Genomic DNA, 15,837 nt, shown 5'->3' with positions numbered 1-15,837 from the left:
GCGCCGCCGCGGATGTCCCCTTGAACCGCCACAATAGACCTATTCACTCCACCCCGATGAAAGAGGAGAGCTTCATGGCCACAGGTCCGGTTCTTGTTGTTGATTTCGGAGCCCAGTACGCCCAGCTGATCGCCCGCCGCGTGCGTGAGGCGAACGTGTATTCGGAACTGGTGCCCCATTCGATGCCTGTTGATGAGATGCTGGCCAAGGATCCCAAGGCCATCATCCTGTCCGGCGGTCCGGCTTCGGTGTTCGAACCGGGTGCGCCGAGCATCGACCGCAATGTGTTCGAGGCGGGCGTGCCGGTGCTGGGCATCTGCTACGGCTTCCAGGTTATGGCCTATGAATTGGGCGGCAAGGTGGACAAGGCCGCGTTGGGCGAGTACGGCAAGACCGCCACGGTGATCGACAAGGCCGAGGGTCTGCTGGACGGCTCCCCGGCGGATCAGAGCGTGTGGATGAGCCATGGCGTGGCCGTGGAGGCCGCACCCGAGGGCTTCGAGGTGCTTGCGCACACCGAGGGCGCGCCGGTGGCCGCCATGCAGGATCCCGCTCGCAAGCTGTACGGTGTGCAGTGGCATCCGGAGGTCAAGCACACGCCGATGGGGCAGAAGCTCATCGAGACCTTCCTGCACGAGTGCGCCGGCCTTGGCTCGGATTGGGACGCCTCCAGCATCATCGAGGACCAGGTGGCCAAGATCCGCGCCCAGGTGGGCGACGCCCAGGTGATCTGCGGCCTGTCCGGCGGCGTGGACTCCGCCGTGGCCGCCGCCCTGGTGCACAAGGCCGTCGGCGACCAGCTCACCTGCGTGTTCGTGGATCACGGTCTGCTGCGCAAGGGGGAGGTCGAGCAGGTCAAGCACGACTTCGTGGCCGCCACCGGTATCAAGCTCATCGCCGTGGATGCGGCCGATGACTTCCTGGAGGCGCTGAAGGGCGTCTCCGAGCCGGAGCGCAAGCGCAAGATCATCGGCGAGAAGTTCATCCGCACCTTCGAGAAGGCGCAGCGCCAGGTCATCGAGGAGGCCGGCGCCGAAGGCAAGGAAGTCAAGTTCCTGGTGCAGGGCACGCTCTACCCGGATGTGGTGGAGTCCGGTGGCGGCGACGGCGCGGCCAACATCAAGAGCCACCACAACGTCGGCGGCCTGCCCGAGGACCTGAAGTTCGAACTGGTGGAGCCGCTGCGCACGCTGTTCAAGGACGAGGTCCGCGCCATCGGCACCGAGCTGGGCCTGCCCGACGAGATCGTCTGGCGCCAGCCGTTCCCCGGCCCGGGCCTGGGCATCCGCATCATCGGCGAGATTACCAAGGAGCGTCTGGACCTGCTGCGCGAGGCCGACGCGATCGCCCGCGAGGAGCTCACCAAGGCTGGACTGGACCGTGACATCTGGCAGTGCCCGGTGGTGCTGCTGGCCGACGTGCATTCCGTTGGCGTGCAGGGTGACGAGCGTACCTACGGCTCGCCGATCGTGCTGCGCCCGGTTAGCTCCGAGGACGCGATGACCGCCGACTGGTCGCGTGTGCCCTACGATGTGCTAGCCACGATCTCGACGCGCATCACCAACGAGTGCCGCCAGATCAACCGTGTGGTGCTGGACGTGACCTCCAAGCCGCCGGCAACCATCGAGTGGGAATAAAATTCGGGACAAAACGGTATTTCACACTCCACCCCGAAACACAACAAAACCGCAGGTCAGAAGTGGTGCGTTCGAGAAATCGGCGCACCACTTCGCTTCGAAAGAAGGCACTCCTTTCGGGATTATTCGTACCGGAATTCGTACCACCCCAGCGCCACCATTCGCGATGCTGGGCACTGAGAGGAGATTAGAAAGATGATCAACGAAGCGAAGATGACCGAACTCACCCAGGCCGAGGACATGGCCTACTTAGGGCGGATCTTTGCCTCTACTCGCCGGAGAGCTACAGCATGGATGAGAAGAAGGAAATCTGCAACGACATGATGGCCACGAGCAAGGCGGTGCTCGACGCCATGCGCGAGGATTTCCAGCAGCTCCCGCCCGAGGCCCGTGCCAAGCTTCTGGACATGCTTTGCCAGTCCGGAGTTGAGACAGCAGACTGGTGGTGGGATGTGCTTGTGGGCGACGGAGACCCGCTGTACCGCGAGCTCGAACCGCTCAGCTAGTCAGAACCCACATAGCAAGCAAGAAGGCCGTCTATCATGCGATAGGCGGCCTTCCGCGTTACTTGTCCTCGTAAGCCCTTCGGATGTCTTCGTACATCTTCGAAGAGCGGGACGAGCGGCAGCAGGACCAGCATCAGCAGCAGGCTGGCCGCGATCCCCAGGAGCCACCCGACCTGCTCGCCGAGCCACCGAAGCCTCGACCTCATGACAGCATCTCGTTCACGCGCCGCTGCACGATCGAATAGTACGACCCCAGGCGCCGCTTCCGCTCCTCGCCGTTGCCGTAGTCGCCACGAATCACGGCGCGGGCCATTTCGTCGACGTCCATGGATGTCGAGCTCGCGCCGGAGGCCCCGAGGATCTCGTTCACGCGCTTCTGCACGGCCGAGTACTTCGACCCCAGAGCCTGCTTCGGGCGTCGCCGTTCCCGAACTCACCGGCGATGACGCGGCGCGCGAGGGCGTCCACGTCGTAGGAGGAAGAGGAAGAGCCGCCGGACAGGATCCGATTGACCTCCGCCTGGACCTCGTCGTACCGGCTGCCCAGCGCGGCCCTGCGAGCATCGCCATTGCCGAAATCGCCTGCGATGACCCTCGCCGCAAGCTCTGACACGTCGCCGGAGGGCGCACCAGAGCCGGTAGGGGTTGACTCGCTGCCCACGTCGGCCTTGCCGTTGTAGTGGAGGATGCCGTCCCAGCTGCCGGAATAGTAGTCGTGGACCCAGCTCTCGCGCCCGGTCTGGTCGCCCGGCTCGCCATCGATGCCGCCGGTCTCGCTGATGCTGAACTCGCCCAGGAGGTCGGCCGTCCCGTCGTTGCGGATGCACATGGCCGTGTGGTGCTCCTCGTCGAGGTAGATGTCTCCGCGCGACGCGATGAACGATACAGGTTTCCACGAGAAGAGCCCCGAGCCCACGAACATCTCTCTCATGCCGCCGGTCCAGTTGTAGCGCGTGATGAGGCCGTCGTATGCCGAGCCGGCCAGCGCCAGCTCCCAGGCCTCGCACACCGCACTGGAGCAATCGCGGTCGCCCTTGGTCACCTTGATCGTGCCCGCGTCGGTCTTCACGTTGCAGTGCCCAGAGGTACCATGCCGTCCTGGCTGCGAGTACCCATGCTCCGAGCACGTGCAGAGGTGTTCCATGATCTGCGCCGCCACGTTCGCCCTCGATATGCTCACGGTGTCCGCCTCCCTCGTGCCAGCGGAGGCGCCGACAACCGCGCAGCGCCCCCGCCAGTCGTCCTTGGTGCCGTAGAAGAGGTCGAGGTCCAGGTGCCCGCCGTATCCGGGGATGCGACCCGTGCCGGTGTACTGGAAGATGAGAGGATCCTTCCAAGCCCCGAAGTCCCAGCCGTCGGTCCATGGCTCGGATAAGAAGCCCGTCTCCTCGTAGTTGGGGTACTGCGCCACCCACAGCGGGTAAGTCTTGGCCACGCTCGACCAGTCGTAGGAGAAGAGCACGCTCTTGCTCGTGTAGATGCCGGGCGTCACGCCGGTCTTGTCCCTGACGCGGTCAAACCACTTCTTGGCCCACGCCACACCTAGGTTCAGCGCGTCCGCCTCCCAGTCCAGGAACGGGATCGCCTTGCCGACGTACGGCTTGAACGCCGCGATGAAGTGATCCGCCTCGGCCTCGGCTGAGCCCTCGTAGCCCCGGTCGCGCGCGTAGTGGTAGCAGCCCAGCAGCTTGCCGGTCGCCAGGGTCTCGTCGCAATGTCGGCGGAAGCACTCGTTGGTGTAGCCCGCGCCGCCGGTCGCCTTCACGATGACGAAGTCGCACGTGGTCATCGCAGAGACGACCAGGTCCTCCTGCCAGGAGCTGATGTCGATGCCGTTAAGCCCCATGGCTGCCGCCCTTCGGGATGACGATCTCCTCGTCGCCTCCGCCGAGAGCCGCCATGATGGGCTCAGCACTGCCATCACCAGCGCTACGACGAGTGCCCTCATGCTCGGGTCGAGCACGCACCAGCCCAGGATCAAATCCAGGTTGGTGATCACCACGCCCAAGACGCCCTGCACGATCGTGCGCAGGAGCCTCCACTGCCACTCGTTGCTTGCCAGGAACTCGCTCATCTCATGCCACCTTCCCTTGATCTCCTCGATGTCGTGCTTCGCGACGGCCATGTCCTGTTCGAGCCGGTAGGTTCGCTCCAGGACCTGGTTGTGCTTCTCGACCTTTGCCGTGAGGGCGTCCAGCTTGACCTCCATGACGGCCCTGCTCTTCGAGTTGGAGAGGATCACCCCGACGAGGGTCACCACCCCCGTGATGCAAGCGACGATGATTGACTCCATAAAGAACTGCCTCCCGGGATCGACTGTTGTCCTCGAGAGGCAGTGTCGTGTCACGTCACAAAGTCAGCTGGGTTAGCTGGCAGCTAATCCGGTTTCGCCTTGTTTCTAGTAGAATTGATGCATTACGTTGTCTGTTTATTGAGGAGAGCACGTCATGGCATTGATACAGGTCGCTATGGAGGTTCCAGACGATATCGCGCTGTTGATCGATGCGGGTGAGCTCATCCGTCGCGGCGGTGTAGTCAGGGATGCTTCGGGGCACATAGTAAAGCATCTCAAGGAGGTCGATCTCCCTGACGCAGCTGAGGGCGCAGAGATGGCCCAGAAGGCGCTCGCCATGGCCAAACAGTACAAGTATCCCCTCATAGGCATCGGTATTGCGGCGGTAGCGGCAATCGGCGGTGTCGTCGCATATAAGCTCACCACTAAGCAAAAGAACGACGCAGATAAGAAGCTTTCGGAAGATGCAGTTGCGTTCAATGAAGCTATGACTAGGTATTTGGACAGCATCAAGGCCGGCAACCTGAACGAAGGTGACCTCGAGGGCATTATCCGGCAGGTAGACGGATTGCGTGAGGGGCTAGACGGAAAAACCGTCACGCTCGATCTCGACGGCGGACAACTTGAGACGTTGGCGGACATGCTCCGCACTTATACCGAGAAACTCGCGGCGGCCAATGGCGCTTCCCTGCGCGAGGCACCTTCCGTTGAAGACGCTGGCGAGTATGGCAACGTAATTCTCCTCAGACACTATCTTGGCGAGCAGCAGAGAATCCTGCAGGCTGCTTAAGGAGTTACCCATGCCAGGATTCAACCCGCTGAAAGTCGCCCTTGATGTAGTGACCTTTATCCCGAAGACCATTATCTCCATTCCTGGCAAAATGGCCGAGTACCGCGAGGAGATGGAGCGTCGTCGCAAGCTTGAAGAGGAACGGCGCTCAACACCACCCTCATACGATGACGGCGTGTCAGAGGCGGAGTTCGAGCAGATTGTCCTCAAAGCCAAGAAGGGTATCCCGCGTATCAAGTCGGCCTCCATCGATGGATTCGTTGTAGGCATTGAGGTCAAGTCGCAGAGCGGTATATCCATTTGGGAAGCCACCATCGACTTCAACGACTTCGGGCATCTTACGGGTTGGCATAAGATCTGGTCAGAGAATGACGATTCGAACATCCCAGAAGCATTCGCGCGAGATGTGGTCGAGGGCATTCGCCTCTGCAAAGAGGCGAATGAGCACCCCACGACCGCAGGTGATGAGATCCACTAGGCCGCAATCAGATACCCTGCTTGCCCGGCCCGGTCGGTCCTCATGTACGTGTATCCAGTGTTCGAGCTAGACCATGCGGTCCCGTTGCCGCCGACAAGCGAGCGGCAGTTGTAGAAGCACTGCATGCCGCTGATGCCAGAGCTCGGCAGCGCCCACGTGCTGTCCGCGTAGATCGTCGTGAGCGAGCTGCATCCAGAGAAGCAGTAGAACAGGTCCGTCAGCGTGGACGGGTCGAACCCCCGGAAGTCCAGCACCGTCACCGCGCAGGAGCTGAACGTGTAGCGCATCGAGGATACGTTCGCCAGGTTGCCGAGGCCCGTGACGGTCGCCAGGTTCGTGCAGCTGTAGAACAGGTAGATCAGGTTCAGGGCGGCGAAGGAGCCCATGTCGCTCGCGAAGTGCACGCTCGTGAGCTGCGGGCGGTTCGTGCTGTCCCAGGGCGTGAAGCCCATGCCCGTGTACTTGCCGATGGCACAGATCCGCCCCGTGGCCAGAAGCTCGCGCGTGGCGTCCGGCGTCGCGGTGGCCGTGAGCACGGCCTGCCCGTCCGCGTAGAAGTGCCCGTAGAACCACGTGCGGCTGTCCGCGTTGGGGTTCGTCAGCACACCCCCCGTGAACGCCATGCCCGAGAGCCCGAGCTCGCGCAGCGCGGCGGCCGTCGCCAGCTCCTCGCCGGTCGTCTGCTGGCTCGCGTAGTTCTTGACCGAGAACTCGCCGATCTGGAAGCCGCCGACCTCGCCCGCGCCGTACTCGGCGAAGGCGTCCACGGCCGCGCACACCGCCCGCTTGAACACGTTGCAGGTGGTCGTCGCTCCCTTCACGGCGCAGAGCCACTTCACGTGGCTGTCCGCGATGGGAAGAGATGCCGCGAAGGCGGCCTCAGAGAGACCGCCCCCGTAGGTCTGCGAGTAGAACTCGTATGTCACGGTGGACGCCACGGTTACTCCGTGGAGGCCGAGACGTACACGCCGTCGAGCTTGTTGTCGAAGAGCTCCACGATGCCGTACTTGCGATACTTCATCATGTAGCTGTCCAGCGCCTCGAGCTCGTCCGGGGAGAACACGCGGCTCGCCACGTGCTTGTCGAACTTGATGACCGCGCTGCGCTCCACGACCATGAAGTTGATGTCCAGACCGGGCGTGGTGGTCATCTCGTAGTAGCTGCCCAGGCTCGCCTTCTGCGGGCTCGCGACCTCGGTGTACACGTAGGGGCTCGCGGAGGTGCCGCTGCCGCTGCGCGTGTAGTAGGTCTTGCCGGAGTCGACCTCGGTGTCCGTGGTCAGCTCGTAGGTAGCCGCGCGCTTCTGGTAGCCGAACTGGTCATCGTCGCCGGAGAGCAGGTCGATGGCCGTGTAGAAGCGCACCTGCGGCACCTCCACGATGCGCGAGAAGCGCTCGAGCACGCGGTTGGAGCGGTTCGGGTTCGCGTAGGAGAAGTCGTCCAGGACGCCCTTGAGCGTGGGCGTGATGAACAGGATGCGGCTGCCCAGAGTCACCTGGTTCTCGTCCATGGCGGAGGTCACGGTGCGCAGGTCCTCCAGGATGTCCTCGGCGTCTGCGCTCGCGTAGCTTTCGGTGACTGTGGTCACGCCCGTGTGCCCGGCGATCTGCGCGAAGGTAAAGGCGTCTGCCTCCGGGGCCACCTGCGTGCGCTGCAGCTCGGCGCCTGCCTCCACGAAGCAGTCGTTCACGCCAGCCTCCTCCACGTCCATGACGTCGGCGAACAGGCGGATGCCGCGATTGTAGTTGAAGGTCTTGGTCTCGAACTCGTAGGTGATGGCGCCGGTCTTGTAGCCGACGTTGCGGGTGTAGTCGCCGAGACCCGTGACGGAGATCTTCGGGATGAGGATCTCCTTGGCGTTGTGCCCGGCACGGACCATGCGGCGGCCGGAGTTGAGCACGCCCGAGACGGACGCCCTCTGGTACACCTCGTCGATCACCGAGGTGTAGTTACGTGCGAATGCGATGTTGTTGCTAGGCATGTCTTACTCCTTCTTGTCGTCGTCGGTGAGGCCCGCGATCTCGCGCCAGTGCTTGAGCGTCTTGCCCTCGTCGGAAGCCGCGCCCGCGTTGGGAAGCCCGGTCGTGCCGGAGCCGGCGCTTCCGTCCTTGGCGTGCTTGCCTGTGGCCTCGAAGAGCCAGGGCTCGGCCTCTTTCAGCTTGTCCACGTCGTTGTCGTGGTCGGAGAGGAGTGCGCGTGCCGCCTTCACGTTGCGCACGCCCGCGAGCTGCAACTTAAAGTCGATGCGGTCGCTCTCGCCCTGGGCCTTGAGCTCGGCGATTTCGCCGCGCAGCTGCTCGGCCGTCTCGGCGTTCTTCGCCGCCTCGGCCACCTGTGCCTCGAGCGAGGCGATCTTCTCGTCGCGCTCGGCAATCTGCTTCTCGTAGTCGGGGGTCTCGCCGCCTACTTGCGACTGGCCCTGCTGCGTTTCCTGCTGCTCCTGGCCCTGTTGTTGCGACGCGTCCTGCGCACCCTGCGCGGCTTTCTGGCCGCCATTGGTCTCACCGTTCATGTTCCTGCCTGCCTTTCGTTGGTCCAGGCGGGCAGAGACGAACAATGCCCGCACCTTTACCGGTACGGACATCGTCGCAGCGTGTCACAAGTTGCGGGTTTGCCTAGCTTAGAGCAGGTATCTTTTCGTCTGGGAGTACGCCCTTGTCGAATTCCTTGAGCTTTGAAAGCGAAATCTGGTACTGCCCATTCTTGGGTGGTTTTCGGCCCTCGAACAGGCTCCATACTCGTTCGCCAGGACCGTTGTAGATCTCCTCCAACCTGCCGTTTTCATCAATATGCAGGACTATGAGATAGTCAGGCTTTTCGCTGATACCGACCGAGTTCCTTTGCGTCGTCTTTATCTGAACGAGCCGCCCATCTGGCGTGAAGTGTCTTCCCGGATACATCGCCTCGAGTCTGTTAGTGAGTTCGTAAATCTCGCCGATAATGCTACTAAGTTCCTGTGCCTTGTCCACTGTGATGTACCTCGACTCTTTGCTAAACGTGCAGGTTGAACGCCTGTACGGTCACATGCATCACGCGTTCATCCTCGGCGTTCTGTATCTCGCAATACCATTGCCCCGCTTAATGCTCCTGGCTCGAATGGCATGCTCGTCGAGAGCACCCTGAATGCTTTCCAACACGTTCTCGAAGCTCTTGTTCTCCTTGTTGAAGATGATGACGCTGACCTTCGTGTCTCGCCAGGTGGAATAGGAGAAGAGCTGTTCGATGGCCGATAGGAATGCCTTCTTCCCATGCCATATCTTGCATTCGGCGATGTACGCGACGTGGTCGCCAAAGGGGATATGGATGTCCGTCTTGCCCCTGTTGCGGAAGGTTTCTCCCGTCACGTTGTCGTAATGCGTCCCAAGCATTCCTCTTAGGTAGTCACGCAGCTGCTCTTCGTCGAGGCTCGAGAAAGAAGAGGGTGCCTGCTCCATGAGGGCCCCGCAGTCGCTGATCACTGCATTAATGGCCTCGTAGTCCACATCGGTGATACTGCAGCTTACTTCGCCTCTTGTGTTCGGTACCGGCTTGCTAAAGCACAGCTTCCTCTTGGGCAGTGGAACGGGGCGGGCCATCGGCGCTCCTTCAACCCTGTTGAGGGGTATGTTCAGGCCTTGACGTATCCTGGCAAACTTATCAACTTGTCGTATGCGCTCGTCAATTGCCTTCTCCACTTCGCCGCGTATCGTCTCGTTGAATCGGCGGGCCTCGGTGTTGACTTTCTCCACCTCTGTGTGTATCGCACCGATCTCTTGCGAGAAATGGGCTTCGATGCCTTCCGCGCTTGCATCCCTCTCCAACAGCTCGTATGACAATACGAGGTATCCGATGCCGTCCTTGCCCGGTTTTATGATGCGGTCAACCTCGTAGGCGCCCATGGTGTGCGGGTTTGGCTGCAGCTCGAAGAGACCTGGGTCGCCGGAGAACGGGACTTTGCACGTGACCTTATAACCCGGTCTGTCGAAGAACTTTGGCTCGTCCCTGCTGATTTGATACCAAGTGTTGTATTCCTGCACAGTCTTCTCTGAGATGTCGATGTCCTTTGATTCGGGATACATGACCACGAGGTCAATCTCGTATTCCGAGCAGAAGTAGTCAACCCAAGCATCCCTGTCTGTGCTGTCCATTTCTTTGGCACTCAGCTCAGCGATCTTCTTCTTCATGGCCTTGAGATGGGCGGGGAAAGCTTGGAAAGCGTATGCGCCGTTGAAGCAGTTCATTCGGCTCCTATTCCTCATCCGAGTTGCAGCGCCGGTACACGATGGGCAGCAAGTCGTTATCCATGATTCTCATGTAGGCGTCAGGGTTCTCGCTGAACTTCTCGTACATGTCGGCGCTGTCGGCGAGGATGGCGGCGAGCGCCCTCATCATCACGTCGCCGAAGATCGCCCGCAGGTCGCCCATGCTGTTGGTGCGTGCCTTGGCGACGAACTCCTCGTCCTCGCAGATCTTGTCGGCGCAAGCCTTGATGATCTTGTCCGCCTCGGTCCACTCTGCGCCGAACGCCTCGTTCAGGTGGTCGATGAGCACGCTCAGGCGCTCCTCTTCCTCCTCCTTTGAGACGCCCGCGTTCGCCCCGCCGTTGTGCAGTTCGGTGCTCTCCAGCTTTATGGCCTGGGTGCCCTTGTCCTCGATGCGAAGGTACTCCAGCTCCACCTTGTCGCGCAGGTCGGGCGTGCTGCCGGTGTCCAGGAAGAGCTTCTTAACCAGGAACCCGGCGTAGACGAACAGCCGGTGCAGGTCCTCGTCGCCCAGGCTGATCATCTGCGTGATGAACGAGTACGAGCGCAGGAACTTGCGCAGCAGCGCCTTGAACTCGCGCTTGGGCGTGTCGTCGAGCGCCTGCCAGCGGTCCACCGCTGGCTGCAGCTTTGGCTCGATCTTGCGCAGCACCGCGCTCGGGTCGGGCTCGTCGAAGTAGACGGAGGCGATGGCCTCTACCTTCGAGTATTCGTACACGTGGTAGCCGTCCAGCCGCTCCTGCAGGTTGTAGATGACGTCGGGGTCGGTCGCGGCGTCGAGCTGGGTTGCCTCGTAATAATCAGAGAAGCTCGCCCGTATGGTGTCCCACGTGTTGGCGAAGTCAACTACGAAGGTGCGCTTGCCGGGTATGGAGCATGTGCGGTTCAGGCGGCTCAAGGTTTGTACGGCTGCTACGCCGGTGAGCATCTTGTCTACGTACATCGCGCAGAGCTTGGGCTGATCGAAACCGGTCTGGAACTTGTTGGCGCACACGATGATGCGCTTCTCGTCCGAGTCGAAGAGCTCGGCGGTGCGGGTCTCGGGCACGCCGTTCACCTTCGTCTCGGTGACCTCCTCGCCGTCCACGTCGAGCTTGCCGGAGAACGCCACCATGATCTGGCAGGCGTACTTCTGCTGCTTTACGTATTCGGCCATCGCAAGGTAGAGCCGGTAGGCCATAGGCCGGCTCCAAGTGACGACCATGGCCTTGGCCTTGCCGTCCAGCACGCCCTCCACGTCGTTCATGAAGTGCTCAACGATGATCTGCGCCTTCTGTCCGATCATGGTTGGGTTCCAGTCGACAATCCCCATAAGTGCGCGGTTTGCCTTCATCTCCTTGTACTTGGGGTCGTCTGCGATGGTCTTCACCAGTTTGAAGTAGCTCTCGAAGCAGGTGTAGTTCTCCAGCACGTCCAGGATGAAGCCCTCGTCGATGGCCTGCTTCATGCTGTATAGGTGGAAGGGTCGCGGGATGAGGATGCCGCTCTCATCACGCTTGCAAAGCTCGTCGCGCGTGCCGAACACCTCGAGGGTGGCCGCCTTCGGCGTGGCCGTGAACGCGAAGAAGCTCAGGTTCGGTATCGTCCCCTGCGCCTTCATCTCCTTGGCGAGCTCGTCCTCGTCGTCCCACGGCTCGTCCGGGTCCAGGTCGCGGTCTATGAGCGCCAGCTTCATCTTTGCGTTGGCCTTGCCGGACTGCGAGCTGTGCGCCTCGTCGATGATGACGGCGAACTTCCTGCCGGAGACTTTCGTCTCGGAGCAGATGTAGGGGAACTTCTGGATGGTCGAGGTGATGATCTGCGCGCCTGAGTTCAGAGCCTCGCGAAGGCCGGCCGAGCCGTCTTCCTCGCGGATGCGCACGACCACGACGCGCTTGTGCTCCACGGCGTCGATCGTCTCCGAGAGCTGTGCGTCGAGGTTGCGCCGGTCGGTGAGAATAACCACGGTGTCGAAGACGGGATTGTCATCGGCGTCATGCAGCGACTGCAGATGGTGCGCCAGCCACGCGATGGAGTTCGACTTGCCGCTGCCCGCCGAGTGCTGGATCAGGTAGCTCTTGCCGGCTCCGCTCGCCTTGGCGTCCGCCACCAGCTTGCGCACGGCGTCGAGCTGGTGGAAGCGCGGGAAGATGATCTTCTTCATCGCGGGCGTGTCGGGGTCGTATTCCACGCGAACGAACCGCTGGATGATGTCGAGCAAGCTGTCGGGCGCCAGGATCTCGCGGTACAGGTACTCGGTGCGGTAGCCGTGCGGGTTGGGTGGGTTGCCCGCGCCGTTCTTGCCGTTGCCCCGGTTGAAGGGCAGGAAGAACGACTTCCCGTTCGCGAGCCAGGTGCACATTTCCACGGTCTCGGAGTCCAGCGCGAAGTGCACGATCGCCCGCCGGTTCGCCTTGAACAGCAGCTCCTTGGGGCTTCTGTCGGTCTTGTACTGCTTCACGGCGTGCTCGATGCGCTGTCCGGTGAGGTTGTTCTTCAGCTCCATGGTCACGACCGGTATGCCGTTCAGGAAGAGCACGATGTCCACGGAGTTGTTGAGATCGTCGGGCATCGTGCCGTAGCGCAGCTGCCGCACCACCTCGAAGCGGTTGGCGCGGTAGCGCTTCCAGGCGTCGGGGTTCTTCTCCGTCACTGGCCGGAAATAACACAGGCGGAATTGCGCTCCCGGTGCCATGCGGATGCCGTGTCGCAGCACGTTGACCACGCCGCCGCGCTCGTCATGGGGCTCCAGCTCGTCGCACAGGCGCTTGATGAAACGCTCTTGCGTGTGAGAGCCGTACAGGCTTACGATCTTGGCCCATTCCTCAGGCTGTGTCTCGCGAACGAAGCCGACGAGGGATTCCACCTTGAACGCGAGTTTGCGGTCGTAGTCGGCTTGCGCCGTCGCGTTGCTGTCGAATGTCCTCCATCCGGCAAGGCCGAGTATTGACTCCACGTCGCCCTCGAAGTTCTTCTCCGCCGTCTTCGGCATGGAGGTGGAGTAATACTCGACCGTCACTTGGGGCGTTTTGTCGAAGGTGTCTTCCATGACGCATCTCCTGGTGTAGCTGTCAACTAGCTGGAAAGTCCGTTGGCCGCGATCTGGTTGAAGTCTGGCGTCCAGAGCGCGAGCACGAGCGACCCCACGAGCCCGGATCGCTCGGCGATCTCGTTGCGCCCGAAGGTCTCGTAAGCCTTGAACTCGAAGCCCGTCTCGCCCATGAACTTGAGGAAACGCGGGTTGTGCTGGTACGAGGCAGCCACGAGCGCCGCCGAGAGCACGTTGCCCTTCTCGCTGCCGTAGACGGGCAACTTGTCCGGGTAGCGGTCGTCGTTGATCGATGCGTTCGTCGATTTATCGAGCAGGAGCAGGTTGCCAGGCCTGTTCCTCGTTGCTTCGAACTCCTCACGGCTGCCGTACTCGTCCTGATACCATTCGAAGTGGTCAGTGATGATGTGCTCCACCTCGAAGGGCCGCTTGCTCTTCACGGCTACATACTCCAGATAGTGGCCGGGCTGGTCGCACCCGCGCTCCACGTAGTCGGTGATGCGCGCGAGCATGTGGCGGATGTACTTCTTGGTGTAGAAGTTAAGCCTAAAGTCGTCCCAGGCGTTTTCGATGCTCATGCCGAGGTCGGCGACCTCCTTGCCGAGCTGGGTTGCCAGCTCGGGCACGTCAAGGTTGCGGATGCGCTTCGTCAACTGGAACATCGCGTACTTTATGGTCGAGTAGTCCATGCTCCGGTAGTTGATGGCCCTCGTGTAGATGAGGATGTCGATGAAGCGAGATACGAGCAGGATCTTCCGGTCGATTGTCTCGCCCAAATCTTCGGCTCGAATGGGCGCGAGGCAGAGCTGCGACTGCAGGGTGAAGCTGAGCGCCGCGTTGTAGTAGAGGTACGGCTGCTTCTCGTCGAACGTCCATTCCCAGTGCTTGAGGCGTATGTAGATGTCCGCGAACTTGCAGAACTCCTCGATGAACTGCTCGAACTCGTCTGACGAGTTGAGGCCCAGCCGCGCATGCTCGTCGCGCACCCATTTGTGGAAGCTGCCGCCAATGAGGTCGAAGTCCTCGGGCGTCGCTCCCTTCTTGTTCTCGCGGATGCTCTCGGCATATTTGGCGCGCAGCCACGCCTTGATGCAGTCCTCCTCTTCGCCCTTGCCGAGCTCCTTCAAGGAGAGCATCTTGGCCTTCCAGGCGTCGTTGAGCTTTTCGCGCCGCTTGTCGTCGGCCACTTCGGAGAGAAGGTAGCCCTTGAGCATCTCGGCGGAAGTGAGGCTTAATCCGCGGTCGTTCATCGACACGAACACTTTGTGGGCGTCCTGCTCGGTCTCGGTCACGATCTCGATGAAGTAGACCTTCTCGGTCAGCCAGTCGGCGAAGTACGGAAGCGCCGCATCGTCTATCTCTTCGGGGAACAGGTCGCAGATGTCCTGGTAGCGGGCGTACAGGTTCTTGACACTCTCGCCGTAGCCCTCCGGGTCGAAGTTCTTGCCGTCGTTGAGCGCCTGCAGGCACGGCTCGCGGTCCTCGACCGAGATGTTGAACGATGCGGTGCCGAAGCTCTCCGAATAGATCATCTGGTCCACGGTCGCGATTGTCATGCCCACCTCGAGCAGGCGCCTGCGCAGGTAGATGAGCAGGAGCGACAGCGAAGAGAGGCGCTGCTGTCCGTCGATGATGGCGTTCTCGCGCCCAGCGAGGACGACGCTGCCCATGAAGTACACGCCGTACTGCGCGACGTCCTTGCGCTCGTGGGTGGGGTCGTAGTAGATCAGGAACTCGTCGGTCAGGTCGTCGACGAGCTCTTGAATCTGCTTGAGTTGCCAGGCGTACTCGCGCTGGTAATAGTGGATGGAATACTTCGTGTTTTGAAGTAGCTCCTTGAGGTTCTTCGGTGTTCCGTTGATCTTCTTCATGCTTCCTTCTCCGCCCGGATTCAACTTGTAAGTGCAACGCTTGTGCTTGGGTTGGTGGTTTTAGATTGTAGTCTGCTGGTCTCCTCGTCCCATGCCTCGTTGGGTGTTTTGTATTCGAGCTGTTTCATGGGGGTGTCGTCGGTCTCCTTGACGATCGCGTCGAGCTCGGCCTGGGTCAGGTCGTCGAACGGGGTTTTCTTGGGCAGGTACCGGCGGATCCTGCCGTTCCTGTTCTCGTTGGTGCCGCGCTGCCAGCTGGAGTAGGGGTCGGCGAAGTAGGCGGGCATGCCCAGGGCCTCGTCGACCAGCTGGTGGCAGGAGGCCTCGGTCCCGTTGTCCCAGGTCCGGTCGATGCGCGCCCGGGGCGGCAGGTCCCCGTGGATCTCGTATTCGGCGCGCGCGGTGGCCATGGCGCTCTTGTCGGGGACCAGGCGCGCGAACGGTCCGCGGCTTTTGCGCTCGACCTGCGTGTCGATGCACACGCGCGAGGGGGCCGCGCCTATCACGGTGTATTTGTTTAATGGTTTGTGTGCCGGTTTATCGCGGGTTTGTTGGCCGTGTTACCGGTGAAAAGTTGACCATGTGATCGTGTTGTCGGCGTGGAGAGGCGTTGGCCCGTCCGGTCTTGTTAGATTCCCGAGTTGAGGCAACCATTCGCAGGTATCTCGGGAAGGAAAGGACATGACTGTGCCAACGCCCATACAACAACGTATCAGGATTCTCGACGCGAGGGGTGTGTCCTGGCGTCGCATATCGAGGGAGGTCGGGGTGTCCAGACAGACGGTGCGCAAGTACGCGCAGTTGGAGGACTGCTCGCCGGAGCCCCCGGCCCGTCCTGCGGCGGTCTCGAAGCTCGACCCGTACAAGCCGTTGATCGGCAAGTGGTTGGAGGCGGACCGGTTCATGCCGCGCAAGCAGCGGCATACGGCCAGGCGCGTGTATGACAGGCTGGTCGAGGAGCAGGGGTTCGATGGTTCGTACCAGATCGTGCAGC

General features: G+C 61.5%; 13 protein-coding genes and 2 pseudogenes. 5 read left to right on the top strand and 10 right to left on the bottom strand.

All coding sequences use genetic code 11. From position 1 onward, the window contains the following. Window positions 1–74: 74 nt before the first annotated feature. Both guaA and BIGA_RS02325 read left to right on the top strand, forming a co-directional pair. Window positions 75–1,637, top strand: coding sequence for a glutamine-hydrolyzing GMP synthase (gene guaA / locus BIGA_RS02330; protein WP_033506219.1), 1,563 nt, complete (start codon window positions 75–77; stop codon window positions 1,635–1,637). 290 nt (window positions 1,638–1,927) lie between these two features. Further along, window positions 1,928–2,143, top strand: coding sequence for a hypothetical protein (locus BIGA_RS02325; RefSeq protein ID WP_051917033.1), 216 nt, complete (start codon window positions 1,928–1,930; stop codon window positions 2,141–2,143). Window positions 2,144–2,345: 202 nt separating this feature from the next. Here the strand turns inward: BIGA_RS02325 and BIGA_RS08930 are convergent, their stop codons facing one another. Together BIGA_RS08930 and BIGA_RS09845 are read right to left on the bottom strand one after the other, a co-directional pair. Further along, a complete protein-coding gene (locus BIGA_RS08930) occupies window positions 2,346–2,471 on the bottom strand; it encodes a hypothetical protein (RefSeq protein ID WP_081929442.1) in 126 nt (41 codons plus the stop codon). 38 nt (window positions 2,472–2,509) lie between these two features. Continuing rightward, a complete protein-coding gene (locus BIGA_RS09845) occupies window positions 2,510–4,435 on the bottom strand; it encodes a GH25 family lysozyme (RefSeq protein ID WP_051917032.1) in 1,926 nt (641 codons plus the stop codon). A 154-nt stretch (window positions 4,436–4,589) separates the two neighbouring features. Between BIGA_RS09845 and BIGA_RS08920 the strand changes: the two genes are divergently transcribed. Both BIGA_RS08920 and BIGA_RS02300 read left to right on the top strand, forming a co-directional pair. Then, the gene (locus BIGA_RS08920; RefSeq protein ID WP_051917031.1) at window positions 4,590–5,225 is read left to right on the top strand and encodes a hypothetical protein; all 636 of its coding nucleotides are present in this window, start codon (window positions 4,590–4,592) and stop codon (window positions 5,223–5,225) included. A gap of 10 nt (window positions 5,226–5,235) precedes the next feature. Beyond that, complete coding sequence (locus BIGA_RS02300) at window positions 5,236–5,703, top strand: hypothetical protein (RefSeq protein WP_033506229.1); 468 nt, start codon at window positions 5,236–5,238, stop codon at window positions 5,701–5,703. On the opposite strand, the gene BIGA_RS02295 is transcribed toward BIGA_RS02300, so the two are convergent. The 8 genes and pseudogenes from BIGA_RS02295 to BIGA_RS02255 all read right to left on the bottom strand — a co-directional run. Then, window positions 5,700–6,524: a leucine-rich repeat domain-containing protein gene (locus BIGA_RS02295; protein ID WP_193345849.1), complete on the bottom strand. Its 825-nt coding sequence runs from the start codon at window positions 6,522–6,524 to the stop codon at window positions 5,700–5,702. The two genes, BIGA_RS02300 and BIGA_RS02295, sit on opposite strands and share 4 nt — an antisense overlap. A 119-nt stretch (window positions 6,525–6,643) precedes the next feature. After that, window positions 6,644–7,684: a hypothetical protein gene (locus tag BIGA_RS02285; RefSeq protein ID WP_033506233.1), complete on the bottom strand. Its 1,041-nt coding sequence runs from the start codon at window positions 7,682–7,684 to the stop codon at window positions 6,644–6,646. A gap of 3 nt (window positions 7,685–7,687) precedes the next feature. Continuing rightward, window positions 7,688–8,215 carry a hypothetical protein gene (locus tag BIGA_RS02280; protein WP_051917029.1) on the bottom strand — a complete coding sequence of 176 codons (528 nt, stop codon included), beginning with the start codon at window positions 8,213–8,215 and terminating at the stop codon, window positions 7,688–7,690. Between the two features lie 103 nt (window positions 8,216–8,318). Continuing rightward, entirely contained in the window at window positions 8,319–8,672 is a 354-nt protein-coding gene (locus BIGA_RS02275) for a DUF6998 domain-containing protein (protein WP_033506234.1), read from the bottom strand. Between the two features lie 60 nt (window positions 8,673–8,732). Beyond that, entirely contained in the window at window positions 8,733–9,923 is a 1,191-nt protein-coding gene (locus BIGA_RS08915; RefSeq protein WP_051917028.1) for a hypothetical protein, read from the bottom strand. A gap of 7 nt (window positions 9,924–9,930) precedes the next feature. Then, a complete protein-coding gene (locus BIGA_RS02265) occupies window positions 9,931–12,972 on the bottom strand; it encodes a type I restriction endonuclease subunit R (protein ID WP_051917027.1) in 3,042 nt (1,013 codons plus the stop codon). A 26-nt stretch (window positions 12,973–12,998) separates the two neighbouring features. Beyond that, window positions 12,999–14,843, bottom strand: a complete 1,845-nt coding sequence (locus BIGA_RS02260) for a DUF262 domain-containing protein (protein ID WP_033506236.1) — start codon at window positions 14,841–14,843, stop codon at window positions 12,999–13,001. A 20-nt stretch (window positions 14,844–14,863) separates the two neighbouring features. Continuing rightward, window positions 14,864–15,352: pseudogene (locus tag BIGA_RS02255) on the bottom strand (IS30 family transposase); the annotation flags it as partial. Window positions 15,353–15,611: 259 nt separating this feature from the next. On the opposite strand from BIGA_RS02255, the pseudogene BIGA_RS02250 reads away from it, so the two are divergent. Beyond that, window positions 15,612–15,837: pseudogene (locus tag BIGA_RS02250) on the top strand (IS21 family transposase); the annotation flags it as partial.

It is taken from the genome of Bifidobacterium pullorum subsp. gallinarum (assembly GCF_000741215.1).
In the GTDB taxonomy this organism is placed as follows: domain Bacteria; phylum Actinomycetota; class Actinomycetes; order Actinomycetales; family Bifidobacteriaceae; genus Bifidobacterium; species Bifidobacterium pullorum_B.
This window is presented reverse-complemented; position numbering and strand designations above follow the sequence as displayed.